Genomic DNA, 24,080 nt, shown 5'->3' with positions numbered 1-24,080 from the left:
CCTTGGGTGCCAAAAGGCACCGGCTAGGTCAAGTGCCAATCGACCGCTTGAACAGAGCATCGGGGTCGCGCCTACGTTCAGCCATGGCTGAAACCTTTCGACAAGCGCTGTTATGGCACATGGAGCGCGGGAACGTCGGCCCGTCTGAGCTCGCGAAGGGAAGTGGCGTTTCCCTGGACGTCATTAAGAAGCTTCGGCTCGGCGAACGACCGAACTCCTCAACGACGCCAGAGAACGCACTGAAGATCGCAGCCTACTTCGGGCTTACACTCGAGGCCTTCATGAAGACTGGCGAGACTGAGCCGGGCTCCGCTCTAGCGGATCTTGCCCAGCTTCTGACCCCGCAAGAAGAGAAGCTACTTGCCGCCCAGATTCGGGGTCTTCTTGCAGCACGCGGCCAGCAATAATCCCGCCCGCAAAGGCTAGTGCTGCTGCGTAGCCTGCCTCGTTTCTGGCAATCTCGTGAATTAACTTTTCCAATGTCATCTCCCTGAAATGTAGGGGGATCACCGACGCTTTTGGCAACGTGAACCTTTCGTCACCTCCGGTATTTAGTGCCAATCGGCACCTTTCTGATTGACGGTGCCTTTTGGCACTGGTAACTCCCCGTTAAGCGGTTCCACGATGGTGGGGCCCTTACCACTCCCCAGAAATGGGGAGACGATCAGGAGGTTACCGAGATGCCAGACCCCACCCCCCTTATCAGCGACGCCATGCTGCGCGAGTTCTCGGAGCTCGACGGCCCGGCCGCCCTGGGCGCGTTCGACGAGGAGACGCGCGCCGTCCTCTCCGTCGCCCTCCCGGAAATCTGCCTCGAGCTCCTCCGCCGCCGCGCCGCGGACCGCGCGCCGCGCATCAACGAAGTGATCGACCTCCGCACCTGCCGCCCGATCCGCGAGCCCGCGACCGAGCCCGTCGCCCCGCTCGACGAGATCGCCGCTGCCCGCGCCGCCCTTCGCGCGCCCTTCACGCCCGAGGCCGACCTCCGCGCCGCCGCCCGCACCCTCCGCGCCCTCTCGCCCCACCCCGACGACCAGATGACCGCCACCCGCATCCTGCGCCGCGCGGAGTGCATGGCGTGACCCTGAGCCGGGACAAGAAGATCGAGCTGCATCTTCTGATCGAGCAGATCGAGGCGTCGATCGAGGTGATGAATGGTCCGTACATTCAGACGGGCCACATCCTGCGACTCCTGAAGGAGCTACGCGACGGGTGGTTGGACGATGCCGTCACCACGCATTGCGAGGCTTGCGAGGAGCCGATCCTCGAAAGCGAACTAGAAAGCGCAGTGTTGAGCGAGGACGCCGGCTGGTTCTGCGCCGACTGCGTGGCTCGCTGGAACGCAGACGGATCGGCACCCGATCCGGCACCGGTCGGACCGTCGACATGACCGCCCCCGCCTGGACCTTCGCGCCGCTGCCGATGCCCTGCCCCGAGGCGCAGCCCGACCGCGCGCCCGCCGCCTATCTCGACGCCGGCGGCGACCTCAGCATCTCTGACGGGGAGGAGACCATCTTCGTCACTCGGTGCGGCATCGTTACGTCCACGGACGTCGATAGGCATGACGCGTGCTGGAACCCGAACACCTGCACCGCCCTCTCCCACGGCTTCACCTGCACCGGCCTCTCCCACGGCGTCACGATCCTGCCCGCCACCGCCCTGCCCGGCGACAATGAGGCCACCCGCCACGCCCGCGCTGCCTTCCTCGACCGCCTCGACCGGATCGGCCCCGCCGGCTGGCGCGACGCGATGGTGCAGGAGGTGATCGAGGCCGGCGGCACCTATCCTCTCCGCGTCGGCATCGAGGCCGACCACCCCGACCACGTCGTCGAGCTGTCCCTCCACGGCGTCTCCGCCATCGCCGCGACCGAGGACCGCGCGATCCGCAACTGGATCGCCGCCGCCCGCGACCACACCCGCCCGGCTCCGCCGCCCCCCGCAGATCAGCCCGAAAGGAACGCCTCGTGATGGCCGAGAAGATCAATCCGCCCGCCAAGGTCCGGCGCGCCGAGCACGACCCCTACAAGATGCGCTCGATCGAGCAGATCCTCGCGCTCTTCGACGGCGGCGCGTTCCTTGCCGATCTGCTGGACAAGCACCGCCAGCTGCAGATCGACCTCCTCGAGCACCGCGACGAGCACGGCACCAAGGGCTGCCAGGGCACGATGACGATTCAGGTCAGCTACGCGCTCGGCAAGTCGGGCGACGTCTCGATGGGCGCGACCGCGACATTCAAGGCCCCGAAGAAGCCCCCGTCGAGCGCCGCCGCCTTCATCAACGAGGACGGCGAGCTCACCCTCTACTCCCCCCTCATGGCCCGCATGCAGACCCCGGTCCGCGACGCCGAGGACTACGACCCCGAGACCGGCGAGGTCCGCGATGTCGATTGAGGCGAGCGTCGGGACCTGCCCCGAGGGCCACGAGATGCAGAAGCGTGAGGACGCTTTCTACTGGCGCGGCCGCTACTACGCCGTCGATTTCTGTCCGACCTGCAACTCCCTGTTCAACTGTCCGCCCCCCGAGTGGGCATCGGACTGCGCGGCCGGCGTCTTCGACGGCACGACGACAGGCGACATCGTCTGACCCCCCATTCCTCACTTCTGAAAGGCGCCACCGTGACCAGCCACCCTAATGCCAATCCCGACACCCCGCAGAACGTCGCCGAGACGATGCGCGACGTGATGAAGAAGTTCGGCGAATACGAGGTGATCCTCCCCGCCGATCCCGACGAGGTCTTCAACCGCGCCTTCCAGCTCGCCCTGCCCGAGGGCCGCACCGTCCACGACCTGACCGAGGCGCACCGCCGCGCGGCCGAGTACCTGCGCCCCGCCCGCCGCCGCGGCACCGCGCGCCTGAAGGACCTCGACAGCCTCATCGCCTGGGCGAACCGTTTCAAGGGTGAGGAAACCGCCCTCTTCGCCCAGCCCGACATGAAGGCGCCGGCGCTGACCTGCATCGCCGACTATCACGCGGGCGGCACACCGGATCAGGGGAACCCGGAGGGCGAGGCCACCGCCCGCCACTGCCACCACCGCGCCATCTACGACTTCCCGCTCTCGGACGAGTGGAAGGCATGGATGGCCGTCTCGAACGGCGAGCCGCTGGAAAAGGACGCGCTCGGTGAGTTCATCGAGGCGCAGGCGAAGGACATCATGGACCCGACCCCGGCCCTGATAAAGCTGGAGGAGGCCGAGGCGAACCAGCCTTGGGAGAACCGCCTGATCCAGACCGCCCGCAAGATCGAGGGGCGCTACGGCCAGCTGACGCAGCTGCTCGCCATGTCGAAGCGCTTCCAGGTCTACGAGACCTCGGACCTGAAGGTGACGACGAACCGCGACACCGGCGAGGCGGAAATCCAGTTCCTGAACGAGCACAAAGGCCCGGACGGCCAGCCGCTCAACATCCCGAACCTGATCATCATCGCCATTCCGGTCTTCCTGGGCGGCGCACCGTACCGCATGCCGGTCCGCTTCCGCTACCGGAAGATGGGCTCGACGGTCCGGTTCATCCTGTCCGTCTACAACCCCGATCGCGCCTTCGAGGCCGCCTTCGACGAGGCCCTCGCCACCGCCACAGAGGCGACGAGCCTCCCGCTTTTCAAGGGCACCCCCGAAGCCTGACCCCCATGCCCGGCATTTCGCCGGCATCCCCGGGCGTCGAGATCGGCGGCGTCCGGGGCAACCCCAACGGAGATCGCCCTATGTCTCTCCTACGCAAGCTCATCGCCCGCCTCACGTGTCGGTTCTGGCCGGCGCCTTGGACAGCGGAGGACGACCTGTACCTGGTTCGCCTGGGAGGCCGGGTGGACGTCAGCACTGCCGCCGATCACCTGAACCGGTCCGAGGACGAGGTCGTCGAGCGGTTCGCCCATCTTCGACTGTCCGGCGAATGGGATCGGATCGAGGCCGAGATCGAGAAGGGTGCGTCGTGACACGGCCCGCCCCCATCGGACCGCGCGCTGCGCCAGAAGCGCGTTTGGGTGATCCCCGCTCCGGCTTACGACGGCCCGGAACCCGTGAGGACCGCGCCCCTGCGCCGTCGCACGGGCAGCCTCACTCCCCCCGCAGGAGCGAAGCCATGACCCGTCCGTTTCTCCACTCCCCGTCCGCCCTGATCATCGCCGGCGTCAGTGCCGGCATGGCTCTCGCCCTCTGGACCGCCAACGCGGCCCACGGCGCCACCCTCGACACCTATGTCACCACCGACGCGCTCGGCTACGGCTGCGTTCAGGAGGCCGACCTCGACGCCGCCATGCTCGCCACCGACAAGGGCGTGACGCTGCCGCCGACCTGCCTGCCCGAACCCTGCCGTCGCCAGATCACGCGCAACGAGCTTGCCGTGCTCATCGGCCGCCCGCCGGAACCCATCGTCTGGGACGACTATGTCGCCCGCTACGCCGACACTTGCGTCGCGGAGACTGGCGGCGTCTGGGGCTACCCATCGAGCCCCCGACCCATCGCCCGCCCGACCGTGCCCGCCGCGTTCTGGGGCCCGATCCTTGCCGCTCCGACCATCGCGGCACCCCGCGCCTCGGCGGTTACCAACGCGACCCCGGCCCGATCCCTCGCCTTCGCCGGAGCGGCGATCTCCATCGGCGGCCGCACCAGCGGCGACAGGATCGTCGAAGGCGACGTGACCATTGAGGGCGACCGCACGATCATCCGCCGGCCCCGCCCGATCTTCGTCGAGTGCCCGGAATGCTGCGAGACGGACCTGCCCGGCGAGACGCCCACCCCGACACCGGTCCCGCTGCCCGCCACGGCCGCGCTCCTGCTCGCCGCCTGCGCAACCCTGATCCGCTGGAGGAAACCATGAAGAACAAACTCAGCGACCTGAACGACCATCTCTTCGCGCAGCTCGAGCGCCTGTCCGAGGAGAACATGTCGGCCGAGCAGGTCGAGCAGGAGGTCAAGCGCGCCGAGGCCATCGTCGGCGTGGCCGATCAGATCGCCAGCAACGCGAACCTGCAGCTGAAGGCCGCCAAGCTCTTTGCCGACCACGGCGCGGCCGTCCTGCCCCACCTGCCGATGATCGGGAAGGCCGATGCCTAAAGGGGCCCGCATCGAATACTCGGACGCCGAGCTGCGCTACATCGAGCGCTTCAAGGAATGGCCGCGCCGCGAGCTGCACGAGGCGTTCGTCGAGGCGTTCAGGCGCACGGACGTGACCGTCGACGCTCTGAAGCAGCTGTGCCTACGCAAGGGGTGGAAGACAGGCCGGACGGGATGCTTCGTTCCCGGTCAGACGCCGAAGAACAAGGGCAAGAAGATGCCCTACCACCCGAACAGCGCGCGGACCCGGTTCAAGAAGGGCGGCCTGCCGCACAACCATCGTGGTGCCGGGCACGAGCGGATCGACTCGAAGGACGGCTACGTCATCATGATCGTCGAGGAGACGAACCCGTGGACCGGCGCCAAGACCCGGCCCGTGCACAAGCACCGCTACCTTTGGGAGAAGGCGAACGGCCCGATCCCGGAAGGCTACCGCCTGAAGTGCCTCGACGGCGACAAGACGAACACCGACCCGTCGAACTGGAAGGCCATCCCCATGGCCGTCGCCCCGCGCCTGAACGGCCGGTTCGGCCGCGGTTACGACCAAGCGCCGGCCGAGCTGAAGCCGACGATCCTCGCGATCGCCGAGCTCGAGCACGCGGCGCGGACGAAGAAGCGGACGGCCTGACCGTGCTGCCGCTCCGCATCTCCAACGCCACCCGCATCCTCGCCGAGACGCAGGACGAGTACTTCGCCCTCGCGATCCTCGACGAGGTCGCCGAGGACGGCACGCCCATGATGACGAGCGTCTGGGAGCCGACGCCGGCCGAGGTCGCGCACCTGGTGGGCGGTGGTTCAGTTCGCCTGACGATTTGCGGCACTGTCCATCCGCCGGTGATCCTGACCACCCAGCCCGCGCCGGAACGCGACTGACCATGCAGGCCGCCCGCCCATACAAGCCCAAGACTTATAAGGATTGGCAGGACGCGTGGCAAACGACCTGTCGAGCCTGCGCCCGCATGCCGGACTGCGAAATCTGCGAAGCCATGATCGAGCACCTGGCGGGCGAGGGCAACTGGCCGGAGAATGGATTCGTGACGGACCCCGGCGCTGGCGTTTCATGCCTGTCATACGAACCGCACCGACGAGCGCCGCAACTGTCTCGGCAGCAGATTCGCCGACTGGCGCGCATGTCTGACGGCACGCTGCCCCCCGTTTGTAGCGGATGCGCCGCTACCAAAGGAACCGATGCCAGCAAGACGCTACACACGCGCCGCGATTTCGAAGCATCTGTTAAAGACCGCCGCCAGTTTCTTTGCCATGAGCGCCCGGGATATTGCGGGGGCTGGGTTCGCGCTGTGCTCGCTCGCGCCGGATACCGGAGATCATGATGCCTGCCGCGCGTCCTTCTCCCACCTGGGCTGTCGCGCCACTGGATCGCGTTGGCGCAGCGTCAGCCCTCGGAGTGAGCCTCCGAAAGTTGACGGACGACCTGAAAAAGTGGCCCTATTACGAGAGGCGCGGCCGCAAGATGGTCTTCTACCCTGAGCATATCGCGCGACTTCGGGAGGCGTATGCGTGTCAGGGCTCAGGCTCAGCAAACGAGGGGGCGTCTTCTACGCCACCGGAACCGTTGGCGGACAGCGCATACGAAAGAGCCTTGGCACTGGCGACCGCGGGGTCGCTGAAGAGCTCCGGGCGCAGTACGAAGCGCGGCTCTGGAAACGTCACACCTATGGCGACGAAGCGGTCCGGACTTTCGAGGAAGCCGCGCTGAGTTACCTCGAGCAGGGCGGCGAAGGCCGCTTCCTTCCGAGGATCCTCGCACACTTCAAGGGCCGTGCCATCGGGGCGATCAAGCCGGCCGAGATCAAGGGCGCGGCGCTCGCGCTCTATCCCGACGCCGGGCCCGCCACGCGCAACCGCCAGGTCATCACGCCGACCGTCGCGGTGATCAATCACGCGCACGACCTCGGCTGGTGCGGCGCAATCCGCGTGAAGGGCTTCCCGGTGCCGAAGTCTCGGAAGCACAAGCCGACCGATCGGACATGGCTGCGCGCCTTCATGGCGCAGGCCGATGCGGACGGCCTGCCGCACCTAGCGACGATCGTCCTCTACATGCACCAGACCGGCGCCCGGATCGGGGAAGCTATCGCGCTTACAGGCGACGACTGCGACCTGTCGCGCCGCATCGTCCTGGTCCCGAAGACGAAGACCGATGAGGGCTTCGTCCGCCACCTGACGGCCGAGCTCGTGCTGCGGATCGGCGCGCTGGCCCCGGCGTCCGATAAGCCCCTCTTCCACTACGCGCAGCGCAGCGGCGTGAACGGCGGGATGCAGCGCGTCTGCGAGCGGGCCGGGATCGAGTACCACCCACCCCATGCCGCGGGCCGCCACAGCTTCGCGACGAACGCCATGCAGCGCCCCGGCGCGCGGGTAAAGCAGGTGATGGAGGCTGGCGGCTGGAAGTCGGCTGGGCTGTTCCTCGGGACCTACGTGCACGAGGCTGACGCCGGCGCCGAGATCGCGCGCCAGCAGGACGAGGAAACCGGCCCGATTGGCACAGATACGACACAGGCTGCGAAGCCGGGCCGCTACCGGCCTTGGAACAAAGGCCTGAAACGCTGATCGCTTGAAGCCCTGCTAAGGGAGTAGGCGGGAAACCGTCTCGAGGGTTCGAATCCCTTCGTCTCCGCCATCATTCTCGGGCATCCAGCCGGACATGAAGATCGACGGTGGTGTCCGCGCAGCGGGGACCCGGTGCGGCCTCGTGCGTTCTGGTGCACCGGCCACCGCGATAGCTTGGCGGAGCGCCGCGATCTCCCGCGTCATCTCGGCGATTTCGCGGACCAAGAGGGGCTCGTCGTCCCGCCGCGCGGCGATCGTGTCGGCCATTCCGCCCGGGGCCCGGCCTTCGAGCCGACAGGACGCTGCGACGCGAACCGCAGCGGGGCGCGCGACGCGCAGACCCATCGACGCCATCCGCGCGACGAGGCGACGGTCCTCGTGACAGGGGATCGCGTCGAACCCGCCGACCAGCCGGTAGGCCCGTGCCGTGAAGGCGAGGCTCGCGCCGGGCGTCTGACCATGACAGGGCCACGGATCGTGGGCGGCGGGCGCGCGAAGCGCCGCGAGATGCGCCAAGAGTCCGTCGCGAAGATCCTCCAGATCGCCGTGTTCGCGCACCAGGGGCGGCAGCATTGCGAACTCCGCCGCATCGGGCTCGACGTATCCGCACACGACGTCCGCATGGTCCAGCGCAGCCCGGGTGGCCGCGAGCCAGCCCGGCCGGACCGTACAATCCGCGTCGGTCGTCGCCAGGACCGGGTCCCCTGCATGTTTCAGCGCCAGCGCCATACCAAGGCGACGGGCCGCGCCGACGCCATTGGCGAGCGGGCCGGTCTCCAGCGTCGCGACGGAGAGGGACGGGCAACCCGCCCGGGCGATCGCCGCGGTGTCGTCGTCGCAGCCGTTCGCCACGACGACGATGTCGAGCGCGCCCTCGGCGGCCAGCGCCGCCAACGCGCGCGGCAGGCGTTCCGCCTCGTTGCGGGCCGGGATGACGACGACGAAGCCGGTCCGTCCCCAGCCCCGGGGAACGCTTACTTGCATGGCGGTTCCTTCTGCGTGAGGGACGCGAACAGGTCGATGCGATACGTCGCCTCCATCCGGACGCAACGGGTTCGGCGGGACGTGGCCGCGCCGAACAGATGGAGCGCCTCGTCCCCCTCGAGCGGGTTGCCGGACGGGCCGAGCCATGTGACGCATAGGACGGTCGCCGCAGGCCAGCGGCTATCGATCTGCACGGCCAGCGAACTGAGCCCCGGCGCATCGAGGAAATACAGGATCTCGGACAGGACCAGCAGGTCGTAGTCGCCCTCCGGCAGGTCGCAGGGCAGGTAGCTCTGGACGAAGTTCCCGTGCGGCACGGCGCGACGCGCCGCCTCCAACGCGACATCGACGGCATCGACCCCGGTGTAGTCGTCGCACCTCGCGGCGAGGCGACGGGCCAGTTCCCCGTTGCCGCAGCCGACCTCCAGCACGTGACGGAGACGGGACGCGGGCAATGTGGCGATCGTGGCGTCGTACTTCTGCCGCTCGTACTTGGACGTCCGGAAGTTCCAGGGATCGTCGGTCCCGGCATAGAGTGCGTCCAGGGCCGCCCGCTTCACGGCACTCACGCGGCCCGCCCCCGGAAATAGAGCTCGGGAGCCTCGGCGAAGAACGCGGCGAAGCCCTCGGGCATGGCGAAGCCGTCCGGATCGTCATGGATCACCGCCCCCGTCTGACTGCGGTGGCAATCGATGGCTGCACGCTTCTGTCCAGGCGACCCCCCCGCCCAGGCGAACGCGGTCGTCCCCTCCGGCACCGGCGCGGCGCGGTCGGAGGCCTTCCAGCGGGACCAGACCGGATAGAACAGCAGACGCATCCCCGGCCGGGCCGCGACGGCCGCTCGGGCCGCCCTTGCGCCCGCTTCGTGGTCGCAATGCGGGTCGAGCGGCGAAGGTGCGATCAGGGTCGCCGGAGCGACGCGGTCCAGAACGACGCCGATGCTTCGCGCCACGTCCGCGCCGGGCCCGTGCAGACGATGCGAGGCCGCGTCCGGAAAATCGAGGAAGGTGACGTCCGCCCGGGTTCCGCCGAGCCGGGTCACGGCGCGGCCGAGCTCCGTCCGCCGGATGGCACGCAGGCGCGCGGGCGGATGGGTGCGGGAAGCGGGATGCGAAGCCGCGCCGTCGGTGAGGCAGATCACATGCGCCGCGCCCCCTTCGGCCCAGAGCGACGCCAGCAGGTGCCCACATCCGAGGGATTCGTCGTCGGCATGCGGCGCCAGCACCACGACCGGTCCACGGTCGAGCACGAGCCTATCCATCCCAGAGCTCCGAGAGCGGTCCGGGCCGCGACAGGGCGATACGCCCCGCGCGTTGCTCGAACGCGTCGCGGGCGGCCTGCCGGCAATAGGTGGCAAGATCCCGTGCCACGCGCCCCGTCGCGGCGGCGTCTTCGAAATGCGCCATGCCGATCGACTGCTCCACCGCGGCGATCGTGTCCAGCGCAAGCGTCTCGGTCAGGAGCCGGGCCTGCACCGAGAGCATCACCGCACGGTCCGGATCGCCGCGTCCGGCAGGCCCCGTCGCGACCTCGGCCGCCCGCTCTACGAGGCCGAACGCCGCAAGGCTCCGCCCGATCAGCGGACCGAGCCGGGCCACCTGCGCGTCCGCTTCGAGCCGCCCCCGCGCGGCGAGCCAGTCGCGCGCCTCGCCCAGAAGGCCGAGCGTACCGCCAAGCTGCAGCGCCGCGATCCGCCAGACACCGCCGACGAAGTAAGGCTCCCGGTAGTAGTCCCCCGGACCGCCGAGCCAGTCCGGTCGCATCCCCGTCAGGTCGACATCGCCGGACCGTGTCGCGCGCATGCCGCTCATGCGCCACGTCTCCGGCGCGTGGCGTGCCGTGTCCGTCACATCGAGCACCGCGAGGCGCGACGTGTCTTCCCAAGGCACGGTGACGATGGCGCGGGTCACAATTCCCAAGCCGGAAGCGTAGCGCTTTCCACCGGTCAACGTATCGTCACGAAGCGCGACCGGATCGGCCCCGTCCGCACCCCAGACGCCGAGCAGGGACATCGCGTCGTCCTGCATAGCCCCGTGAAGCGCAAAGAGCTGCAAGGCGTTCACGTGCCCTTCGGCCAGACGCGCCGCGGGGAGATTGACCTCCGCAACCGCGACGAGCGTCTTGGTCAGGGCGACCGGGTCGATCTCCGTCAGACATCCGCTCCGCAGCAGAGCCACCATCGACGGCTCGATGGACGCCCCCGCATCCTCATCGGGCGCGGCACGGCGCAACTCCGTCAGCACCGGCCCGATCCCGGACGAGTCGAAACGGTCGAACATTCTCGATTTCCCTGATTGCCCCGTCAAAACGCGGCACCGTCTGCCAGGTTCCGGCACGGCCCGCCCGACCTTGTCCCGAAACGGAGAGGGCACCCCGCATGCAAGCCTGCGACGTCCCAAAGTTCGAGCCCATGGGCGCAACGGATCAAGCGGTAGGATCGACCTGCGGACACAGACACGCGTCCCGGCCCTGACCGGACAAAACCCAGTCCGTCGATCCCCTCAGCGATCCGAGCGACGAACCGGTTTCGGACCCGCGCTCGAGCTTTGCCTGTCGGATGATCACGGGAAAAACTCCGCGAACCGCCCCGCGGGATGACAGTGTAACGCACGTCAATCCTTCGGATCCTGTTTCGCCGCGCGCTCTGCTTCGACTTCCGCCACGCAGCGTTCGAGATAGGCGCGAAGAGCGGCGACCTGGTCCTCCGTGAGTTGCACCCAGAAGTGCCCGCCACTCCGCGCGATCCGCTCCTGGATCGTGTCGCCGTCGAGGATCTGGCGCTCGATCGCGTCCCATCGCTCCTCATTCCCGGCCATTCGTCATGCCCCCTCGCGAGCGGAGGTCAAACCCGGAAAGCAGGATCGGCTGGCCCGGACGACACGATGCCGCAGGACGACAGACGATCGGCTTCTGTTTCTCGAACCGGTGTCCTGCGCATCGTCCTCCGCTGGGAACCCATGGGCGTCACCGACGGTAATTACCTGAACGAAGGCGCGCGCGTCACGGCTCCCGACGAGACCGGTTTCCACGAAGCCCGGACAAACTCGAAGTAGGCTCGAATGTCCAATATCGCGTCCTCGTTCCATGTTGTTGCTTGGACCTTTTCGTCGAAATCGCCGATCCTGGATGGGCGCTTCCGGGTCCTGATCGTTGCCGAAACGGACTACGGGGGGATCCGGTTCCGGGTGACGTAGGTGCGCCCGTCAAAGACGGGACAGCACCGCGTCGATCTCGGCGCGGATGGGCATCGAAGCCGCGGCACCCGGCCGCGTCACCGAGAGCCCGGCCACTGCGCAGCCGAACCTCGCCGCCTCGACCGGATCGCGCCCTTCGGCCAAGGCCGCGGCGAATCCGCCGTTGAAGGCGTCGCCCGCCCCCGTCGTCTCGACCAGCGGGCCGACTTCGATGGCTGGAATTGCTACAGAACGCGTGCCGCTGTGGTAGAGAACCCCCTGCCCGCCCATCGTCACGATGGCCGCCCGGCGCAGCCCGGCCGCGAGGAGCGCATCGCCCGCGGCGCGCGCGCTGGCCTGGTCGCGGATCGCGATGCCGGTCAGCGCTTCGGCCTCGCTCTCGTTCGGCGTGACGTAGTCGCAGAGGGCGAGCATCCCGTCCGGTAGCTCTGCCGCGGGCGCCGGGTTCAGGATCGTCACCGCGCCGCCCGCCCGGGCGAGCTCGAGCCCGCGCATCGCCGCGTCCATCGGCTGCTCAAGCTGGGTGACGAAGACCGCCGCGCCGCCGATCACCTTCGCCTGCGCCTCGACATCCGCCGGGGACAGCCCCCCGGCCGCGCCCGGGGCGATGATGATCGCGTTGTCGCCGGAACTCGCCTCCACGAAGATGAAGGCCGCGCCCGTCGCCTCGTCGACGCGCGACACGGCGGGGGTCACGCCGGCCTCTTCCCAGATCCGCATCGCCATGTCGCCGAACGTGTCGCGGCCGATCCGGCTGACGAAATGCGTCTCCGCCCCGGCACGGGCCGCCGCAACGGACTGGTTCGAGCCCTTGCCGCCCGGGCCGAGCGCGAAGGAACGGCCGAGGATCGTCTCGCCCATCCGGGGCTGGCGCTCGGCGCGGTAGGTCGTGTCGGCGACGAACACGCCGAGGATGGCGACATGCCCGCTCATCCCCCGGTTCCCGCGAGAAGGTCGCGAACGCCGTCGGCCAGGGCGAGCCCCAGCGACCGCTGCGCGCCGGCATCGAGATGCACCCCGTCGAGCGGATCGACATGTACCACGCGCCCGGCATCGAAGAAACCGCAGCCCAGACGCTCCGCCTCGTCGCGCAGAGCCGGCGCGATGGCGCGGGACCGGGCGCGGCCGCCTTGGAACATCTCGGCCAGCACGCCGGTCTCCTCCACGGGCATCGGCGCGATCAGCAGCACGCGCGGGGCCGCGCCGCCGGGACCCGCATCCGAGGCCAGCACCATCTGCGCGAGCTTGCCGATGCCCGCGGCGATGTCCCAGCCGCGCAGACCGAACCGCGCCTTGCAATCGTTGGTCCCGAGCATGATCGCCACGAGGTCGAGCGGGCGATGGCTCTCGAGGATCGCCTGCAGCGCCCGCCGACCGTTCTTGTGGCTGCCGTCCACCGGGTCGTCGTGCACGCTGGTCCGTCCCGGATGCCCCTCGGTGACGACATCGAGGTCGAGGGCGCGGGCCATGACGGCGGGCCAGCGGGCGACGGGCGGATGGCGGTCGAGCTGACCGAGCCGGGCAAGCGGCATCGTGCCGTGCGAGTTGCTGTCACCGAAGACGAGTACGGTCGTCATGCGCGCCCCCTATGCACGTCGCGACGCTATCGTGCCCGGCCGCCCCTGTCACGACGCCACCGCGCATGTTGACGCCGGGACGCGCGCGCGAAACAGTTCCGCGAGCCGACAGGAGCCTCGCATGACCGACCTCGCCCCCCGCCCCTGGCTCTCCGATGCGGTGCGGACCCGGATCGACGCGCTGCCCTTGCCCGACGACCCCGCCGCCCGGATCGAAGCGCTGGCCGCCGAGACGCGGGCGATCCACGACGCGCGCGCCTTCAACCTGAACCCCGCGACCAACGTGATGAACCCGCGGGCCGAGGCGTTGCTGGCCTCCGGGATCGGGTCGCGCCCGTCGCTTGGCCATCCGGGCGAGAAGTACGAGACCGGGCTCTCCGCGGTAGAGGAGATCGAAGTCATAACCGCACGGCTGGCGGCCCGTGTCTTCGACGCCACGCATGTCGAGCTTCGCGTGCCCTCGGGCGCGATGGCGAACCTGATGGCCTTCATGGCGCTGGCCCGGCCGGGCGACGCCATCATCGCGCCGCCGGCCGCGATCGGCGGGCACGTGACGCATCACGCGCCCGGCTGTGCGGGCCTGTTCGCGCTGGAGGTCCACGAGGCGCCGGTCGACCCGGCGGGCTACACGGTCGATCCGGGCGCGCTGCGCGACCTCGCCCGCCGCGTGCGGCCCCGCCTGATCACGCTCGGCCAGTCGCTCAACCTGTTTCCGCATCCCGTGGCGGAGGTCCGCGCCATCGCCGACGAGGTCGGGGCGTATCTGATGTTCGACGCGGCACATCTCTGCGGGATGGCCGCGGGCAAGGCCTGGTCCAATCCGTTGAAGGACGGCGCGCATCTGATGACGATGAGCACCTACAAGTCGCTCGGCGGGCCGGCGGGCGGGCTGATCGTGACCGACGATGCGGCGGTGGCCGAGCGGCTGGATCGCGTGGCCTTTCCGGGCCTGACCGCGAATTTCGACGTCGCGAAGACGGCGGCGCTCGGCGTGACGTTGGCGGATTGGGTGGCGTGCGGACAGGACTACGCCCGCGCGATGGTCGCACTGGCCCAGGCCCTCGCGCACGCCGCCGTCGCCGAAGGGCTGCCCATCTTCCTCGCCGACCGTGGCGCGACGGAAAGCCACCAGTTCTCAATCGAAGCCGCGCCGTTCGGCGGCGGTCAGACGATGGCGCGACGGCTGGAGGCGGCCGGGTTCCTCGCCTGCGGCATCGGCCTGCCCGTCGCGCCGGTCGCGCGTGACATGAACGGCCTGCGCCTCGGCACGCCGGAACTGGCCCGTCGTGGCGTGACCCCCGACGACGCCCCCGCGATCATGGCGCTCCTTGCCCGGGCCCTCCGCGAGCCGCCAGAGCAAGTCGCCGCCGAGACCGCGGCCCTGCGCGCCCGCTTCACGGACCTGCGTTTCGTCGAGCCCTGAGTCCGATCCCGACCGAGGCCCCCGCGCCTCAACCTTGTTCGCGCTTCGCCAGGTCCGTTACGTCGCCCATCGCGGCGAGCTTCAGCTCCCGCGCGAGGCGCAGGGTCGGCTTCAGCGCGAAGAGGATCGAGCCGATGACGAAGAACCATGTCGCAACTGTCTGCCAAGCCTCGTAGAAGAACAGCACGGAACCCACGACGAATGCCAGCGCGGCGCCGAAATCGACCGCCGTATAGGCGATCTCGAAGGCGGCGTGGACCCTCCGCGTCTCGTCGGAGGCATCCTTCGCGCGACCGTCGAACAGCATCAGCCGGCGTGCCGCGTCGGCGCCGCGAGCGCGCCGAAGCCGTAATGCTTCAACCAGCGCAGGTCGCTGTCGAAGAAGGCGCGCAGGTCCGGAATCCCGTATTTCAGCATCGCGATCCGGTCGATCCCCATGCCGAAGGCGAAGCCCTGCCATTCGTCGGGATCGATCCCGCCCGAACGCAGCACGTGCGGATGGATCATGCCGGAGCCGAGGATCTCGAGCCAATCGTCCCCCTCCCCGAGCTTCAACGTCCCGCCCTCCCAGGAACAGCGGATGTCCACCTCGGCCGACGGCTCCGTGAACGGAAAATGCGAGGCGCGGAAGCGCAGCTCGATCCCGTCCAGTTCGAAGAAGGCGCGGCAGAACTCCTCGAGGCACCATTTCAGGTTCGCCATGGAGATGTCGCGGTCGATCGCCATGCCCTCGACCTGATGGAACATCGGCGTATGCGTCTGATCGTAATCGGCGCGGTAGACGCGACCGGGGCAGATCACGCGGGTCGGCGCGCCGGTCGTCTCCATCGAACGGATCTGCACGGGCGAGGTATGGGTCCGCAAGACGTGCGGCGGGCGCGCATCACCCTCGGCGCGCGCCAGGTAGAACGTGTCCATCTCCGCCCGCGCGGGGTGATGGCCGGGAATGTTCAGCGCGTCGAAATTGTACCAGTCGGTCTCGATCTGCGGCCCCTCGGCGACCGCGAAGCCCATATCGGCGAAGATCGCCGTGACCTCCTCCGTCACCTGGCTGACCGGATGGATCGTGCCGTGCCGCCGCGCGCGGACGGGCAGCGTGACGTCGAGCCATTCGGTGCGCAGACGCTCGTCAAGCGCAGCATCCTCAAGCGCCGCCTTGCGGGCCGCGATCGCGGAGGCGATCTCGTCCTTGAGCGCGTTGAGCCGCGGGCCGACCTGCTGGCGCTCCTCGGGCGTCATCCGGCCCAGCTCGCGCATCTTCAGCGCGACCTCGCCCTTCTTGCCGATGGCGGCCAAGCGAACCTGCTCGAGCGCCGCCTCGTCCCCGGCGGCCGTCACCTGACCCAGATACTTGTCGCGCAGGTCGTCCATGCGAGGCCCCCTAGAAGAAACGAGGGCTAGGTATCCCGCACCCTCCCGGCTTGCAACCGGCGCTGGCGGCGGCGGGCGAGCAGGTTCAGCCCCTCGACCGCGGCGGCGAAGGCCATCGCGGAATAGATGTAGCCCTTGGGCACGTGCCGCCCGAACCCGTCGGCGATCAGGACCATCCCGATCATCAGGAGGAACGCGAGCGCCAGCATCACGACGCTCGGGTTGGTCTGCACGAAGCGCATGACCGGGCCGGAGGCGAGCAGCATCAGCCCGACGGCGACGACGACGGCGGCGACCATGATCGGCAGGTGATCGGTCATGCCCACTGCAGTCAGGATCGAATCGACCGAAAAGACGAGGTCGAGGAGGATGATCTGGATGATCGCGCTGCTGAGCGTCGAACGCGCCGCGCCGGTCCCGTCCGCGTGCGGGGTGAACGCGGGATTGAGCTTTTCACGGATTTCGGTCGTGGCCTTCCAGGTGAGGAACAGCCCGCCCGCGATCAGGATCAGGTCGCGGATGCTGAACGCCGTCTCGAAAGTCGGCTCACCGTGCGGGCCCAGAGCGCCCGAGATGCCGAGATCGATGACCGGCGCGGTCAGGCCGACGATCCATGCGATTCCCGAAAGCAGGACCAGCCGCAGGACGAGCGCGAGGACGATCCCGGTCCGCCGCGCGACGTCGCGCTGCGCCTCGGGCACGTTCGAGGCGATGATCGAGACGAAGATCAGGTTGTCGATGCCGAGTACCAGCTCCATCGTGAGGAGCGCGGCGAAGGCGATCCATGCCTCGGGCGATGCAAGAAGGTCGAGCATGGTGCGGAACGCGAGGCCCCCCGCCCGGTTCCGGCGCGTATCGCCCCGACACCGTCATCGCTCGACGGTTCGCATCGCCTCCGCCAGCGCCGTGCCAATACGCGCCGCGGCCTGCCGGCTTGGATGGATCAGGTCGCCGGCGTAGAGATCGCGATCGGCCGAGTCGATGACCGTGCCGGCGTCGAAGAACAGAAAACCCGCATCCCGCGCGTCGAGCCGGGCCATCCGCGCGTTTATCGTGTCGAATGCCGGCTGGCACGGGGTGAACGCGGTACGCGCCCCGGCCGGCCCGTCGTAATAGCCGAGATAGGCGACCTTCGCGCCACTCGCGCGCAGGCGGGCGATCAGGTCCGGCAGGTCGCCGTTCAGATCGGCGTCGACGATCCCGTCGAGGATCGCAGCCTCGGATGATGTCGCGCAAACGCCGCGCAGATCGTTGCCGCCGCCGGTCAGGACGATCCAGTCCCAGCCCCGACTGCGCACCTGCCGGGATACGTCGAAGCCGAGCGCGCCGAGGATCGCGTTCGGGTGGGTGAGATGCGCGCCGGATCGCGAGGCGTCGGTCACGGGCCGGCCGAGTTGGGCGGCGGCGACCTCCGGTATCCCGGACGCGCCGTTCCAAGCCATGACGCTGTCGCCGATGGCGAGGATGCTGCGGTCGGAGGACGGTGCCGCGCAGGCGGCGAGGAGGAGGATCGGGACGAGAGCGCGCATGCGGGGCAACGATCCCGAACCCGGTCCGGTTCAGCCGAAGGCCGGTGCGAAGGCGACCTCGCCCCGCGGCAGCGTGGTGCCGAACGGAAGCCCCTGCACGTAACGCGCCTCGGCGTCCCCGTAGGTCAGCCCGAGATCGTTCCGGAAGCCGAAGCGCGCGTAGTAACCCGGCTCCCCCAGAAGCACGCAGCCGGCCAGGCCCGCCTCCCGCATCCGGGCCAGACCGCTCTCGATCAGCGCGGTCCCGATCCCCTCCCCCTGCCGGTCCGGCATGACCGAGACGGGGCCGAGCGCGATCCAGCGGCCCGGCGCGTCGAGCTCAACGGGGGAGAAGGCCACATGCGCCACGGGCATATCGTCGAGCGCGAGGAGCGACAGGAGGAGGTCGCCCGCCGCGCGAAGCCGGTCGACGATGGCCGGCTCGCTCCCGTCGCTATGCGACGCAGTCGCGAACGCGGCCGCCGTCAGCGTGCGGATCGCGCCGGCATCCTCGGGCGTCTCGGGGCGGAACAGCATGGATGGCCTCCAAACGGATCGGGCCGCCCCGAAGGACGGCCCGCATGCAGTTCAGGGTCCGGCTGCGCTCAGGCCGCGGCGCGGGCCTGATCCACGATCGCGGCGAAGGCCTCGGGCTCGTGGACGGCCAGATCGGCGAGCACCTTGCGGTCCACCTCGATCCCGGCCTTCGACAGCGCGTTGATAAAGCGCGAATAGGTCATCTCGGAATCGTGGGCGCGCACGGCGGCGTTGATCCGCTGAATCCACAGGGCGCGGAAGTTGCGCTTGCGGTTCTTGCGGTCGCGCGTGGCGTATTGGTTGGCCTTGTCAACCGCCTGCGCGGCGACCTTGAAGGTCGTGGAACGACGGCCGTAATAGCCCTTCGCGGCCTTCAGGACCTTCTTGTGGCGGGCATGGGTGACGACACCGGAGGTTACGCGGCTCATGGTCTCTCCTCCTCAGCGATCGTAGGGCATGTAGCCCTTGACGATCTTCGCGTCAGGGGCGGACAGGGTGGTCAGGCCGCGGGCGTCGCGGATGAACTTCTTGTGGCGCTTGATCATGCCATGGCGCTTGCCGGCCTGGCCGGCGAGGACCTTGCCGCTCGCCGTGACCTTGAAGCGCTTCTTGGCGCTCGACTTCGTCTTCATCTTGGGCATTTCGGACTCCTTCTCCGTCGCGCGCCTCGGCATCCCAATCGCCGGGCGGGCGGACATTCGAGCGGGCCGTGTAGCCGGCGCCCCCCGGTTTGGCAAGGGCCGTGCGGGCGGTCAGCGGATGAAGCGGGCCAGCATCTCGATGAAGGCTTCCGGCACCGACATCGGGTCGAAGGCGCGCTCCGCGTCCCAGAGCCAGACGAAGAGCGCCGCCGCGACAATGAGCGTCAGGACGGAGAGCCAGGAGACCCGGCGCTCCGCCCAGGCCGCCACCAGCCCGACGAGCCCGAGCACTGCGAGCAGGCTCGCAAGCACCGTCAACAGGGCCGGATCGCCCGGCGGCGGCAGGTCCAAGTCGGGCAGGACGACGCGAAGCAGGCTTGCCGACATGGCCGAAGGCCATGGCGGGCCGGTCACATCAATCGACCTCGGCGCCGAAGATCAGCCGCTCGTCGCAGGGCGCGACCCGCAGGATGTTCGTCGAGCCCGGCTGGTTGAACGGAATGCCCGCCATCACCACGACCTGATCCTCCGGCACCGCGAAGCCCGCAGCCTTGGCCGCGCGGACAGCCGAGACGACGGCGAACTTGAAGCGCTCCACCGTCTGCGTCATCACCGAATGGCATCCCCAGGACAGGACCATGCGCCGCGACGTCTCCACGATCGGGGTCAGCGCGATGATCGGCACGCGCGGCCGCTCCCGGCTGATCTTGAGCGCGGTGGAGCCGGAATGCGAAAAACAGCAGATCGCCTTGATGTTCGTCGTTTCGGCGATTTCGCGCGCGGCGGCGACGATGCCGTCGGCGGTGGTCGAGAGGTGGGAGGAACGGCTGGCTTCGATGATCTCGCGGTAAGTCCGGTCGTCCTCCACCTGCTCGGCCACGTCGTTCATCATCTTCACGGCCTGGACCGGGTAGGAGCCGGCCGCCGATTCCGCCGACAGCATGATCGCGTCCGTCCCCTCGTAGATCGCCGTCGCCACGTCCGAGACCTCCGCGCGGGTGGGCATCGGGCTGTCGATCATCGATTCGAGCATCTGCGTCGCCACGATCACCGGCTTGGCCGCCGCGCGGCACTTGCGCGTCATGCGCTTCTGGATCGGCGGCACCGCCTGCACCGGGAGCTCCACGCCGAGATCCCCGCGCGCGACCATGATCCCGTCGCTGGCCTCGAGGATCTCGTCGAACGCCTCCACCGCGGCGGGCTTCTCGATCTTCGACATGATGGCCGCGCGGCCTCGCACGAGTTCCCGCGCCTCCTCCACGTCGGCGGCCCGTTGCACGAAGCTCAGCGCCAGCCAGTCCACGCCGAGCTCGCAGACGAATTCGAGATCCTTGCGATCCTTCTCGGACAGGGCGGCGAGCGGCAGCACCACGTCGGGGACGTTGACGCCCTTGTGGTTCGAGATCGTGCCGCCGGCCTGGACGGTGCATTGCGCGAAGTCGCCGCCGCATTCATCGACCCGCAGCCGCAGCTTGCCGTCGTTCACGAGAAGCGTGGCCCCGGGCTCGAGCGCCTCGAAGATTTCCTTGTGGGGCAGTTGCACCCGCGTCGCGTCGCCCGGCGTGTCGTCGAGATCGAAGCGGAAAGACGTCCCGGCCTCGATCTCGGCCGAGCCGGTGTCGAACACGCCGCAACGCAGTTTCGGACCTTGCAGGTCGGCGAGGATGCACATCGGCCGCCCCGTATCGCGCTCGATATCGCGGATGATGTTGTGGCGCGAGCGAATGTCGTCGTGGTCGCCGTGGCTCATGTTCAGTCGGAACACGTCGGCGCCCGCTTCGAACAACGCACGGATCGTGTCGTATTCGCTGGAAGCCGGGCCAAGGGTCGCGACGATCTTGACATTGCGGTGGCGTCTCATGGCACGCTCCTGAGAATGTATGCTGTTAGCGCTCGCACCTCTGCCTTCGACGGCGGTCGGGTGCAACGGGGTTCGGCTGCACCCTAGTCCGGTACGAATGGTCTGCAAGGCGTGATCGGGCCGCCGTCCGACTTGACCCGGCCTTGTGGCACGCGCATCTCGCATCGGAAGCAATCATGCCACCGAGGAGGCTCCGATGCCCGAAATGGACGATGCTACCCGCACCGAGGTCGAGGCCGCCGCGTTCCGTCGCCTGCGGCAGCATCTGCTCGATGACCGGCCCGACGCGCAGAATATCGACCTGATGAACCTTGCCGGGTTCTGCCGGAACTGCCTGTCCCGATGGTACGGGGAGGCCGCGGAGGCGCGCGGCGTCCCGATGACGAAGGAGGAGGCGCGCGAGGCGTTCTACGGCATGCCCTTCGACGAATGGAAAGCACGCCATCAGCAGGAGGCCTCGCCCCAGCAACGGGACGCGTTCCAGACGAGCTTCGCGAAAAACGTCGGGGCGGAAGGCTGAACCGGTCACGCGGCTTTGTATTTGACCTTGCGCATTCGCTGCCCAGATCCCTCCGAAGAAGGAGGGTTCCAACGATGCGATGCTTCACCTTACCCGCAACGATCCTGATCGTGGCGCTTGCGACGTCGGCCTGCTCGCGGGGCGCACTCACCGGACCCGGCATCACGACGATCGGACAGGCGCCGCTCACCGGGCCCCGGTCAAACATCGAGAATGAACTGCCTCTCTACGGCTACGACGATGTGGATGTGAGCCAGCTGTCCAATGGGCAGGTCATGGCGATCTACCGTACACTCTATTCCAAGCGGTCCCCCGGGGACATCCGGGGGCGCATCAGTTCCATCATCCGGCCCGGCCCGTTGCAGCGAGGGGTCGACCGCGTTCTCGGGCAGGACCGGTGATCCGTGTGCTTCTTCTGGGTACAATGCTCGCGATCGCGACGCCCGCCGCGGCCGAGCAGCGTTCGCAGCTCGAGGCCCTGGTAGAGCGACGGCTCGACCTCCTCGGCTTCGAACGCGTCGACGTCACGAGCCTGACGAATCGTCAGCTTTCCGCCCTGCATCTGCAACTTCAGGGCCGGGCCTTGAACATCGGCGGGTTCAACAGGATGAACGACCGGTCCCGCGTCGAGATCATCCTCGGCTGGGACGGATACGAACTGCACGACTAGATCGCGGCCTTGCGGCTCTCCTCGAGGTAGATCTCCCGCAGGCGTGCCGCCACGGGGCCGGGTTCGCCCGTCCCGACCGTCGCGCCGTCGATCCGCACCACGGGCATCACGAAGGTCGAGGCGGAGGTGACGAAGGCTTCGTCCGCGGCCTGCGCTTCCTCGATCGTGAAGGGGCGTTCCTCCACCTTCATCTGCGCCTCTCGTGCGAGCGCCAGCACGGCCTTCCGCGTGATCCCGTGCAGGATCTCCTCCCCTAGCTGACGGGTGACGATGACGCCGTCCCTGACGATGTAGGCGTTGTTCGACGTGCCTTCCGTCACCGCGCCGTCCTCGACCATCCAGGCGTCGTCGGCGCCCTCGGCCTTGGCCATCATCTTGCCCATGCTCGGATAGAGAAGCTGCACCGTCTTGATGTCCCGCCGGCCCCAGCGGCGGTCGGGGATGGAGATGACCGACAGGCCCGCCCGGGCCATCGGCGCGTCGGCCATCCCGGGCTTCGACTGGGTGAAGAGAACGAGGGTTGGCTTGGGCTCGGCCGGATAGGCGAAGTCCCGGTCCGCCGCACCGCGCGTCACCTGGAGGTAGACGAGACCGTCCTCGATCCCGTTGCGCGACACGAGTTCGCGGTGGATGGCCAGAAGCGCCTCCTCGGTCACGGGGCTCTCCATCTCGAGCTCGCCCAGCGACCGGCGCAGGCGCGCGGCGTGGCCGGGAAAGTCGATGAGCTTGCCGCCAAGCACGCTCGTCACTTCGTAGACGCCGTCGGCAAAGAGGAAGCCGCGATCGAAGACCGAGACCTTGGCCTCGTCCTCGGGGACGTAGTCGCCGTTCACGTAGACAATCCGCATCATGGGCCTCCGATCGCTCCGGTGCTCTCTTGCGGAGCGGGTGCGGCGGGGTCAAGCCTCGCGCCATGCTGCACCTGACCGAAGGCCCCCTCGCGCCGCTGCGCGGCCGACCCATCGCCGACAGGGTGGCCCGGGCCGCGACCCTGCGGTCCGGCTACCGCGACCATCCCGTCGATCTCACCGATCCCCGTGGAGCGGATCCGATGGCGGAGATCCGCGACCACGACCTCGCCGGGGCGAACGCCTATCACACGGGCGTGCCGCCCTATCACGCACGCATCCCTCACGCGGTCGCGGACCTGCTGCTGCGCCGGCCGCTGATCGATCGGCTCAACGGGGTCAACGAACGTCTCGTGCCTTACGGTCTGGAACTCTGGGTGTTCGACGCGTGGCGGCCGCTCGCCGTGCAGAACCACTTCCACGACCACTGGATGCCCGACCGCCTGCGCGGACTGCATCCCGAGTGGGACACCGTGCAAATCATGGCCGAGACGGAGCGCTACTTCGCCCGCGGCGCCGATGGCGCGATCGACCCGCTCTCGCCGCCGCCGCACGCGACGGGTGCGGCGGTGGACCTGACGATCCGGCACCGGCACGGCGCCGAGCTCTTCATGGGGACGATCTTCGACGACCTTTCCGCCGCCGCCAACACCGCGCATTTCGAGGGCGAACCCGAGGGCCTCGCCTTCTCGCATCACGAGGCGCGGGCGAATCGCCGACTGCTCTACTGGCTGATGGCGGAGGCCGGGTTCGCGAACAACCCGACCGAGTGGTGGCATTTCTCGCTGGGTGACCAGATGTGGGCGCGGCTGACCGGCAGGCCGGCGGCCTATTACTCGGTGCCCGCGGACGCGCCTAGCGCGACGTGAGGTATCCCAGGGGCTCGTCCGACGGCCGTTCATAGTCCAGCGGCGGCGACGTGCGTGCCGCCGTGGCCCGCTTGAACACGTAGCGCATCGCGTCGCCAACGGGCTCCGTCGCCACGATCAGGACGGACCTCAGAAACCGCGGCCCTTCGTGGATCTCCACCAGCCCGCGCAGCTTCGGGGCGGTCTGCAAGGCGACTTCGAACCCCGTCTCGTCGTAGCGCAGGATCGGGTACCAGGTGTCCCCGACCTGGACCCGGAGGCGGCCACCGCTGCGGCGCCTGTCTCGGTCTCGGGCGCGGGCCAGTCCGTCGCGGACCTCCTGCGGCAGATAGGGTTCGCTCTCGTTCACGGCATCCTCCCATGTCGCGAGGCCGGAGGCGGGACATTCGACCGCCGGCATGGGAAGGAGACTGAACGACCTGCATGAAGAGTCAATGACGCCTTGCCGAAGCTTTCGT

The 24,080-nt window shown here is 68.8% G+C and carries 37 protein-coding genes; 19 read left to right on the top strand and 18 right to left on the bottom strand.

Going from position 1 to position 24,080, the window contains the following annotated elements; translation table 11 throughout:
- Positions 1 to 83: 83 nt before the first annotated feature.
- The 13 genes from Q1A87_RS05550 (at position 84) to Q1A87_RS05490 (ending at position 7,619) form a co-directional block, all read left to right on the top strand.
- Positions 84 to 407: a hypothetical protein gene (locus Q1A87_RS05550; protein ID WP_299647936.1), complete on the top strand. Its 324-nt coding sequence runs from the start codon at positions 84 to 86 to the stop codon at positions 405 to 407.
- A 273-nt stretch (positions 408 to 680) separates the two neighbouring features.
- Positions 681 to 1,082 carry a hypothetical protein gene (locus Q1A87_RS05545; RefSeq protein WP_299647933.1) on the top strand — a complete coding sequence of 134 codons (402 nt, stop codon included), beginning with the start codon at positions 681 to 683 and terminating at the stop codon, positions 1,080 to 1,082.
- On the top strand, positions 1,079 to 1,390 hold the full coding sequence (locus tag Q1A87_RS05540) for a hypothetical protein (RefSeq protein ID WP_299647930.1): 312 nt from the start codon (positions 1,079 to 1,081) through the stop codon (positions 1,388 to 1,390). Before Q1A87_RS05545 ends, Q1A87_RS05540 begins: the two co-directional genes overlap by 4 nt.
- Positions 1,387 to 1,968 (top strand): hypothetical protein, encoded by a 582-nt coding sequence (locus tag Q1A87_RS05535; RefSeq protein WP_299647927.1) that lies wholly within the window; start codon positions 1,387 to 1,389, stop codon positions 1,966 to 1,968. Before Q1A87_RS05540 ends, Q1A87_RS05535 begins: the two co-directional genes overlap by 4 nt.
- Positions 1,968 to 2,390, top strand: a complete 423-nt coding sequence (locus Q1A87_RS05530; protein WP_299647924.1) for a hypothetical protein — start codon at positions 1,968 to 1,970, stop codon at positions 2,388 to 2,390. The genes Q1A87_RS05535 and Q1A87_RS05530 overlap by 1 nt, the downstream gene beginning before the upstream one ends.
- Entirely contained in the window at positions 2,380 to 2,583 is a 204-nt protein-coding gene (locus tag Q1A87_RS05525; protein ID WP_299647922.1) for a hypothetical protein, read from the top strand. The genes Q1A87_RS05530 and Q1A87_RS05525 overlap by 11 nt, the downstream gene beginning before the upstream one ends.
- A 32-nt stretch (positions 2,584 to 2,615) precedes the next feature.
- On the top strand, positions 2,616 to 3,620 hold the full coding sequence (locus Q1A87_RS05520) for a DUF2303 family protein (RefSeq protein WP_299647919.1): 1,005 nt from the start codon (positions 2,616 to 2,618) through the stop codon (positions 3,618 to 3,620).
- Positions 3,621 to 3,802: 182 nt separating this feature from the next.
- Positions 3,803 to 3,931 (top strand): hypothetical protein, encoded by a 129-nt coding sequence (locus Q1A87_RS05515; protein WP_299647916.1) that lies wholly within the window; start codon positions 3,803 to 3,805, stop codon positions 3,929 to 3,931.
- A gap of 146 nt (positions 3,932 to 4,077) precedes the next feature.
- Positions 4,078 to 4,815, top strand: coding sequence for a hypothetical protein (locus Q1A87_RS05510; protein ID WP_299647913.1), 738 nt, complete (start codon positions 4,078 to 4,080; stop codon positions 4,813 to 4,815).
- A complete protein-coding gene (locus Q1A87_RS05505) occupies positions 4,812 to 5,051 on the top strand; it encodes a hypothetical protein (RefSeq protein ID WP_299647909.1) in 240 nt (79 codons plus the stop codon). The genes Q1A87_RS05510 and Q1A87_RS05505 overlap by 4 nt, the downstream gene beginning before the upstream one ends.
- Entirely contained in the window at positions 5,044 to 5,679 is a 636-nt protein-coding gene (locus tag Q1A87_RS05500) for an HNH endonuclease (RefSeq protein ID WP_299647906.1), read from the top strand. The genes Q1A87_RS05505 and Q1A87_RS05500 overlap by 8 nt, the downstream gene beginning before the upstream one ends.
- Positions 5,680 to 5,681: 2 nt before the next feature.
- Positions 5,682 to 5,924 carry a hypothetical protein gene (locus Q1A87_RS05495; RefSeq protein ID WP_299647903.1) on the top strand — a complete coding sequence of 81 codons (243 nt, stop codon included), beginning with the start codon at positions 5,682 to 5,684 and terminating at the stop codon, positions 5,922 to 5,924.
- 645 nt (positions 5,925 to 6,569) lie between these two features.
- Positions 6,570 to 7,619, top strand: coding sequence for a tyrosine-type recombinase/integrase (locus tag Q1A87_RS05490; protein ID WP_299647900.1), 1,050 nt, complete (start codon positions 6,570 to 6,572; stop codon positions 7,617 to 7,619).
- Between the two features lie 15 nt (positions 7,620 to 7,634).
- Here Q1A87_RS05490 and Q1A87_RS05485 read toward each other — a convergent pair whose 3' ends face one another.
- From Q1A87_RS05485 to Q1A87_RS05465, 5 genes are all read right to left on the bottom strand, one after another.
- Positions 7,635 to 8,603, bottom strand: a complete 969-nt coding sequence (locus Q1A87_RS05485; RefSeq protein WP_299647897.1) for a glycosyltransferase — start codon at positions 8,601 to 8,603, stop codon at positions 7,635 to 7,637.
- Positions 8,594 to 9,172: an SAM-dependent methyltransferase gene (locus tag Q1A87_RS05480; RefSeq protein ID WP_299647894.1), complete on the bottom strand. Its 579-nt coding sequence runs from the start codon at positions 9,170 to 9,172 to the stop codon at positions 8,594 to 8,596. Before Q1A87_RS05480 ends, Q1A87_RS05485 begins: the two co-directional genes overlap by 10 nt.
- Positions 9,169 to 9,864, bottom strand: coding sequence for a PIG-L deacetylase family protein (locus Q1A87_RS05475; RefSeq protein WP_299647891.1), 696 nt, complete (start codon positions 9,862 to 9,864; stop codon positions 9,169 to 9,171). Before Q1A87_RS05475 ends, Q1A87_RS05480 begins: the two co-directional genes overlap by 4 nt.
- Positions 9,857 to 10,882 (bottom strand): acyl-CoA dehydrogenase, encoded by a 1,026-nt coding sequence (locus Q1A87_RS05470; RefSeq protein WP_299647888.1) that lies wholly within the window; start codon positions 10,880 to 10,882, stop codon positions 9,857 to 9,859. Before Q1A87_RS05470 ends, Q1A87_RS05475 begins: the two co-directional genes overlap by 8 nt.
- A gap of 333 nt (positions 10,883 to 11,215) precedes the next feature.
- Positions 11,216 to 11,419, bottom strand: coding sequence for a hypothetical protein (locus Q1A87_RS05465; RefSeq protein ID WP_299647885.1), 204 nt, complete (start codon positions 11,417 to 11,419; stop codon positions 11,216 to 11,218).
- Between the two features lie 66 nt (positions 11,420 to 11,485).
- Between Q1A87_RS05465 and Q1A87_RS05460 the strand changes: the two genes are divergently transcribed.
- The gene (locus Q1A87_RS05460) at positions 11,486 to 11,656 is read left to right on the top strand and encodes a hypothetical protein (RefSeq protein ID WP_299647882.1); all 171 of its coding nucleotides are present in this window, start codon (positions 11,486 to 11,488) and stop codon (positions 11,654 to 11,656) included.
- Positions 11,657 to 11,806: 150 nt separating this feature from the next.
- Here the strand turns inward: Q1A87_RS05460 and Q1A87_RS05455 are convergent, their stop codons facing one another.
- Positions 11,807 to 12,730 (bottom strand): ribokinase, encoded by a 924-nt coding sequence (locus Q1A87_RS05455; protein ID WP_299647879.1) that lies wholly within the window; start codon positions 12,728 to 12,730, stop codon positions 11,807 to 11,809.
- Entirely contained in the window at positions 12,727 to 13,374 is a 648-nt protein-coding gene (locus Q1A87_RS05450) for an SGNH/GDSL hydrolase family protein (protein WP_299647876.1), read from the bottom strand. The genes Q1A87_RS05455 and Q1A87_RS05450 overlap by 4 nt, the downstream gene beginning before the upstream one ends.
- A gap of 121 nt (positions 13,375 to 13,495) precedes the next feature.
- Here Q1A87_RS05450 and Q1A87_RS05445 point away from each other — a divergent pair, with 121 nt between their 5' ends.
- A complete protein-coding gene (locus Q1A87_RS05445) occupies positions 13,496 to 14,797 on the top strand; it encodes a beta-eliminating lyase-related protein (RefSeq protein WP_299647873.1) in 1,302 nt (433 codons plus the stop codon).
- A 28-nt stretch (positions 14,798 to 14,825) separates the two neighbouring features.
- Here Q1A87_RS05445 and Q1A87_RS05440 read toward each other — a convergent pair whose 3' ends face one another.
- The 9 genes from Q1A87_RS05440 to pyk all read right to left on the bottom strand — a co-directional run bounded on the left by Q1A87_RS05440 (position 14,826) and on the right by pyk (position 20,715).
- Entirely contained in the window at positions 14,826 to 15,104 is a 279-nt protein-coding gene (locus tag Q1A87_RS05440) for a YrhK family protein (RefSeq protein WP_299647870.1), read from the bottom strand.
- Positions 15,104 to 16,168, bottom strand: coding sequence for a phenylalanine--tRNA ligase subunit alpha (gene pheS, locus Q1A87_RS05435; RefSeq protein WP_299647867.1), 1,065 nt, complete (start codon positions 16,166 to 16,168; stop codon positions 15,104 to 15,106). The genes Q1A87_RS05440 and pheS overlap by 1 nt, the downstream gene beginning before the upstream one ends.
- Positions 16,169 to 16,194: 26 nt before the next feature.
- Complete coding sequence (locus Q1A87_RS05430; RefSeq protein WP_299647864.1) at positions 16,195 to 16,983, bottom strand: TerC family protein; 789 nt, start codon at positions 16,981 to 16,983, stop codon at positions 16,195 to 16,197.
- Between the two features lie 54 nt (positions 16,984 to 17,037).
- Positions 17,038 to 17,697 carry an SGNH/GDSL hydrolase family protein gene (locus Q1A87_RS05425; RefSeq protein ID WP_299647861.1) on the bottom strand — a complete coding sequence of 220 codons (660 nt, stop codon included), beginning with the start codon at positions 17,695 to 17,697 and terminating at the stop codon, positions 17,038 to 17,040.
- A 30-nt stretch (positions 17,698 to 17,727) separates the two neighbouring features.
- Complete coding sequence (locus tag Q1A87_RS05420; protein ID WP_299647858.1) at positions 17,728 to 18,213, bottom strand: N-acetyltransferase; 486 nt, start codon at positions 18,211 to 18,213, stop codon at positions 17,728 to 17,730.
- 68 nt (positions 18,214 to 18,281) lie between these two features.
- The gene (gene rplT / locus Q1A87_RS05415; RefSeq protein WP_299647855.1) at positions 18,282 to 18,641 is read right to left on the bottom strand and encodes a 50S ribosomal protein L20; all 360 of its coding nucleotides are present in this window, start codon (positions 18,639 to 18,641) and stop codon (positions 18,282 to 18,284) included.
- Between the two features lie 12 nt (positions 18,642 to 18,653).
- A complete protein-coding gene (gene rpmI, locus Q1A87_RS05410; protein WP_299647852.1) occupies positions 18,654 to 18,854 on the bottom strand; it encodes a 50S ribosomal protein L35 in 201 nt (66 codons plus the stop codon).
- 111 nt (positions 18,855 to 18,965) lie between these two features.
- Positions 18,966 to 19,241 carry a hypothetical protein gene (locus Q1A87_RS05405; protein WP_299647849.1) on the bottom strand — a complete coding sequence of 92 codons (276 nt, stop codon included), beginning with the start codon at positions 19,239 to 19,241 and terminating at the stop codon, positions 18,966 to 18,968.
- Between the two features lie 28 nt (positions 19,242 to 19,269).
- A complete protein-coding gene (pyk, locus tag Q1A87_RS05400) occupies positions 19,270 to 20,715 on the bottom strand; it encodes a pyruvate kinase (RefSeq protein WP_299647846.1) in 1,446 nt (481 codons plus the stop codon).
- A gap of 205 nt (positions 20,716 to 20,920) precedes the next feature.
- Here pyk and Q1A87_RS05395 point away from each other — a divergent pair, with 205 nt between their 5' ends.
- The 3 genes from Q1A87_RS05395 (at position 20,921) to Q1A87_RS05385 (ending at position 21,905) form a co-directional block, all read left to right on the top strand.
- Entirely contained in the window at positions 20,921 to 21,235 is a 315-nt protein-coding gene (locus Q1A87_RS05395) for a DUF1244 domain-containing protein (protein ID WP_299648467.1), read from the top strand.
- 74 nt (positions 21,236 to 21,309) lie between these two features.
- Positions 21,310 to 21,636 carry a hypothetical protein gene (locus Q1A87_RS05390; protein WP_299647841.1) on the top strand — a complete coding sequence of 109 codons (327 nt, stop codon included), beginning with the start codon at positions 21,310 to 21,312 and terminating at the stop codon, positions 21,634 to 21,636.
- Positions 21,633 to 21,905: a hypothetical protein gene (locus Q1A87_RS05385; protein ID WP_299647838.1), complete on the top strand. Its 273-nt coding sequence runs from the start codon at positions 21,633 to 21,635 to the stop codon at positions 21,903 to 21,905. The genes Q1A87_RS05390 and Q1A87_RS05385 overlap by 4 nt, the downstream gene beginning before the upstream one ends.
- Here the strand turns inward: Q1A87_RS05385 and Q1A87_RS05380 are convergent.
- Complete coding sequence (locus Q1A87_RS05380) at positions 21,902 to 22,756, bottom strand: D-amino-acid transaminase (RefSeq protein WP_299647834.1); 855 nt, start codon at positions 22,754 to 22,756, stop codon at positions 21,902 to 21,904. The genes Q1A87_RS05385 and Q1A87_RS05380 overlap by 4 nt on opposite strands.
- Positions 22,757 to 22,818: 62 nt before the next feature.
- Here Q1A87_RS05380 and Q1A87_RS05375 point away from each other — a divergent pair, with 62 nt between their 5' ends.
- Complete coding sequence (locus Q1A87_RS05375) at positions 22,819 to 23,622, top strand: M15 family metallopeptidase (RefSeq protein ID WP_299647831.1); 804 nt, start codon at positions 22,819 to 22,821, stop codon at positions 23,620 to 23,622.
- On the opposite strand, the gene Q1A87_RS05370 is transcribed toward Q1A87_RS05375, so the two are convergent.
- Complete coding sequence (locus Q1A87_RS05370) at positions 23,609 to 23,971, bottom strand: hypothetical protein (protein ID WP_299647828.1); 363 nt, start codon at positions 23,969 to 23,971, stop codon at positions 23,609 to 23,611. The two genes, Q1A87_RS05375 and Q1A87_RS05370, sit on opposite strands and share 14 nt — an antisense overlap.
- Positions 23,972 to 24,080 lie beyond the last annotated feature (109 nt).

It is taken from the genome of uncultured Jannaschia sp. (assembly GCF_947494055.1).
GTDB lineage: Bacteria > Pseudomonadota > Alphaproteobacteria > Rhodobacterales > Rhodobacteraceae > Jannaschia.
The sequence above is the reverse complement of the archived record's forward strand: the minus strand, read 5'-3'. Positions and strand labels throughout refer to the sequence as shown.

Bases quoted from the DNA above. Each gene is read 5' to 3' on its own strand.
- Q1A87_RS05550 (WP_299647936.1), top strand. From the start codon at position 84: ATGGCTGAAACCTTTCGACAAGCGCTGTTATGGCACATGGAGCGCGGG.
- Q1A87_RS05545 (WP_299647933.1), top strand. From the start codon at position 681: ATGCCAGACCCCACCCCCCTTATCAGCGACGCCATGCTGCGCGAGTTC.
- Q1A87_RS05535 (WP_299647927.1), top strand. From the start codon at position 1,387: ATGACCGCCCCCGCCTGGACCTTCGCGCCGCTGCCGATGCCCTGCCCC.
- Q1A87_RS05530 (WP_299647924.1), top strand. From the start codon at position 1,968: ATGGCCGAGAAGATCAATCCGCCCGCCAAGGTCCGGCGCGCCGAGCAC.
- Q1A87_RS05525 (WP_299647922.1), top strand. From the start codon at position 2,380: ATGTCGATTGAGGCGAGCGTCGGGACCTGCCCCGAGGGCCACGAGATG.
- Q1A87_RS05510 (WP_299647913.1), top strand. From the start codon at position 4,078: ATGACCCGTCCGTTTCTCCACTCCCCGTCCGCCCTGATCATCGCCGGC.
- Q1A87_RS05505 (WP_299647909.1), top strand. From the start codon at position 4,812: ATGAAGAACAAACTCAGCGACCTGAACGACCATCTCTTCGCGCAGCTC.
- Q1A87_RS05500 (WP_299647906.1), top strand. From the start codon at position 5,044: ATGCCTAAAGGGGCCCGCATCGAATACTCGGACGCCGAGCTGCGCTAC.
- Q1A87_RS05485 (WP_299647897.1), bottom strand. From the start codon at position 8,603: ATGCAAGTAAGCGTTCCCCGGGGCTGGGGACGGACCGGCTTCGTCGTC.
- Q1A87_RS05475 (WP_299647891.1), bottom strand. From the start codon at position 9,864: ATGGATAGGCTCGTGCTCGACCGTGGACCGGTCGTGGTGCTGGCGCCG.
- Q1A87_RS05470 (WP_299647888.1), bottom strand. From the start codon at position 10,882: ATGTTCGACCGTTTCGACTCGTCCGGGATCGGGCCGGTGCTGACGGAG.
- Q1A87_RS05465 (WP_299647885.1), bottom strand. From the start codon at position 11,419: ATGGCCGGGAATGAGGAGCGATGGGACGCGATCGAGCGCCAGATCCTC.
- Q1A87_RS05460 (WP_299647882.1), top strand. From the start codon at position 11,486: ATGCCGCAGGACGACAGACGATCGGCTTCTGTTTCTCGAACCGGTGTC.
- Q1A87_RS05455 (WP_299647879.1), bottom strand. From the start codon at position 12,730: ATGAGCGGGCATGTCGCCATCCTCGGCGTGTTCGTCGCCGACACGACC.
- Q1A87_RS05450 (WP_299647876.1), bottom strand. From the start codon at position 13,374: ATGACGACCGTACTCGTCTTCGGTGACAGCAACTCGCACGGCACGATG.
- Q1A87_RS05445 (WP_299647873.1), top strand. From the start codon at position 13,496: ATGACCGACCTCGCCCCCCGCCCCTGGCTCTCCGATGCGGTGCGGACC.
- Q1A87_RS05440 (WP_299647870.1), bottom strand. From the start codon at position 15,104: ATGCTGTTCGACGGTCGCGCGAAGGATGCCTCCGACGAGACGCGGAGG.
- pheS (WP_299647867.1), bottom strand. From the start codon at position 16,168: ATGGACGACCTGCGCGACAAGTATCTGGGTCAGGTGACGGCCGCCGGG.
- Q1A87_RS05430 (WP_299647864.1), bottom strand. From the start codon at position 16,983: ATGCTCGACCTTCTTGCATCGCCCGAGGCATGGATCGCCTTCGCCGCG.
- Q1A87_RS05425 (WP_299647861.1), bottom strand. From the start codon at position 17,697: ATGCGCGCTCTCGTCCCGATCCTCCTCCTCGCCGCCTGCGCGGCACCG.
- Q1A87_RS05420 (WP_299647858.1), bottom strand. From the start codon at position 18,213: ATGCTGTTCCGCCCCGAGACGCCCGAGGATGCCGGCGCGATCCGCACG.
- rplT (WP_299647855.1), bottom strand. From the start codon at position 18,641: ATGAGCCGCGTAACCTCCGGTGTCGTCACCCATGCCCGCCACAAGAAG.
- rpmI (WP_299647852.1), bottom strand. From the start codon at position 18,854: ATGCCCAAGATGAAGACGAAGTCGAGCGCCAAGAAGCGCTTCAAGGTC.
- Q1A87_RS05405 (WP_299647849.1), bottom strand. From the start codon at position 19,241: ATGTCGGCAAGCCTGCTTCGCGTCGTCCTGCCCGACTTGGACCTGCCG.
- pyk (WP_299647846.1), bottom strand. From the start codon at position 20,715: ATGAGACGCCACCGCAATGTCAAGATCGTCGCGACCCTTGGCCCGGCT.
- Q1A87_RS05395 (WP_299648467.1), top strand. From the start codon at position 20,921: ATGGACGATGCTACCCGCACCGAGGTCGAGGCCGCCGCGTTCCGTCGC.
- Q1A87_RS05390 (WP_299647841.1), top strand. From the start codon at position 21,310: ATGCGATGCTTCACCTTACCCGCAACGATCCTGATCGTGGCGCTTGCG.
- Q1A87_RS05380 (WP_299647834.1), bottom strand. From the start codon at position 22,756: ATGATGCGGATTGTCTACGTGAACGGCGACTACGTCCCCGAGGACGAG.
- Q1A87_RS05375 (WP_299647831.1), top strand. From the start codon at position 22,819: ATGCTGCACCTGACCGAAGGCCCCCTCGCGCCGCTGCGCGGCCGACCC.